Raw genomic sequence first — 2,107 nt, 5'->3', positions numbered from 1 at the left:
CAGGTCCAGGTGTAGTAACCGGAGGATTGACAGGGGGGTTAACAGGTGGATTTCCCGGTTCTTCTGGCTGCTCCGGTTCTTGAGTCCCTCCACCTAAGAGTACAATTGCATAGGCAAGCGCCACTGCATTTCGCGCAGATTTAAGTGCCGGAACAGCCTCTTCTATATTTGCTTTTGCGGTAAGAATTTCATTACCAGTTAACCCCGTATTTCTAATAATCTGAGCTGTCACGGTTGAAGAATTGGTCACAACAGATTTCAACGCATTCTTCACAGTGGCGTTCATTAGTGAGCCCAGATCAGACAAATCAGCAGTCTGAAGAATAGTTACAGCTTGTGCCTCCAATTCATTGAAGAGAACCGTAAAATCCTCGAAATCCGGAACACTCGGCGAATCAGTTATACTAGCTAAAAGGACAAAGCTATTATAATAGTTCGTTTTTATTTGTTCGAGATTATCAAATCCCAATGCAAAATCAATACCAGATATGAGAGAAACAATCCCGAACACATCTTGCTTCAATTGCTCGATTTCCAGTGGGGTTTTCCCTTTCGAATCGGCAAGTGAATTGATTTTTGTCCAAACCGGCCCCAACAATGTAGCAGTCTGTGATGAATTAATATTCGTTCGGAATTGTTGTTGAGCTGTTGCAACCGATTGTTTACCGGAAACAGTGAGTTTTGAATAGACTGCATTCAGCCTAGCTTCCAAAGTTGCCGCCGAAGCTGGCAATTGAGCCGAAGCCTGCTGAATCCCAAATGCTCCAAAAACACCTTTCTGGGACAATGGAACGCCTACTAAACCGCCTGCTACTAAACTAGCAGCAAGTGTGGTTGCTGCGACTTTTTTAAACATTTTCATAGTCTCACCTCTAGAGTAATTTGTCGATTAATATCTTATTAGTCAACTACTAATCATACTTATGTACCAGAACACCTAAAGAGTTTACCACCTGTTGCACTAGAAATCAATATAATATCTGGTAATACTGCCAACCATTTCACTACCAAAACTGATACCATTTCTTGCGTGTTGTTAAGGGCTCTGGAATCGAAATAGGTCTGTTGGTAATGATGCTTTCTGCGTTCGTTTTGTAAGTCTCGATCATTTCCTTTCCGAACTGTTGTTCAAGACGCGTGTACGCTTGATTCAGATCAAAATTGCGATGCTTCCAGTGGTGCGCGTCAGTCGAGACGAAATGAACCAAATTCCGCTTACAGAGTTGGAGAGATAACTGCTGAATCTTGGAGCCAAAAAAACCATTTACGGAGTGACTAGTAACTTGTGCTAGAGCGCCCTGTTCAACTAATTGAAACAACAGCTCGGGATTATTGGCAATCTCTGCATTTCTCTCTGGATGCGCAATAATCGGTTGTATGTTATGAAGTGAGAGCTCGTGAATGACGGAGGAAGCTTCGCTCGGGATATACCCGGATGGGAATTCAAGCAATATGTAGGAGGAGTCATGTAAACAAAGCAATTCACCCGCTTCCCATTGATCAAGGAATTGTGGCGTCAAGCGGATTTCTTGACCGCACAGCACTTGCAGTGGAATGTTAGCCTGGATGAGTTCTTCGTTCAGTCGACTAACGTGAATTCTAATATCTGTAGCTGGATTGGTGTATTTGCCATTAGCATGATGYGGGGTCGCGATGAGGGTATGGATCCCATCTTCTACGGCAGCCTTTGCAAGAAGCAGGGAATCTTCCATAGTTTCTGCTCCGTCATCCACTCCTGAGAGGATGTGTGTATGTAGATCGATCATGGTGTCTCACTTCTCCACTGTAATTATAGCTGAATGCTATGTTAATTTCTGTGTGGTTATACACATTTCCAGTAGATAGTACTATGGACCTAATGATTATACGAGGGCCACGGTTAATAGTTTCTACTACTCACTATATCGGAGAAATATTGCGAAAGTATGACACTTTTTCCACTTGTATTTAATGGTAAGTATGGTGAATAAATTATTCATAGATATAACTGTAAGTTACGTAATAGTGGGTTACATCTTATTTAACTAATCATAATAGAAGTACGGTAATTATCATTAGTTTCATCAGAGAATAACTAATAAAAATGCTCTTTAGCATATCTTCGAAC

Annotated in this window: 2 protein-coding genes; both read right to left on the bottom strand. The window is 41.7% G+C overall.

The window, feature by feature from the left end:
• Positions 1-862: hypothetical protein (locus AC1DWB_RS33995; RefSeq protein WP_477545493.1), on the bottom strand; the 862-nt coding region annotated here is incomplete at its 3' end.
• A 142-nt stretch (positions 863-1,004) separates the two neighbouring features.
• Positions 1,005-1,766, bottom strand: a complete 762-nt coding sequence (locus AC1DWB_RS33990; protein ID WP_477545492.1) for a tyrosine-protein phosphatase — start codon at positions 1,764-1,766, stop codon at positions 1,005-1,007.
• Between the last annotated feature and the right edge of the window lie 341 nt (positions 1,767-2,107).

Source organism: Paenibacillus sp. P4_E11, assembly GCF_056401635.1.
Note: the sequence above shows the minus strand (reverse complement) of the source record. Positions and strands in the feature narration are given on the sequence as shown.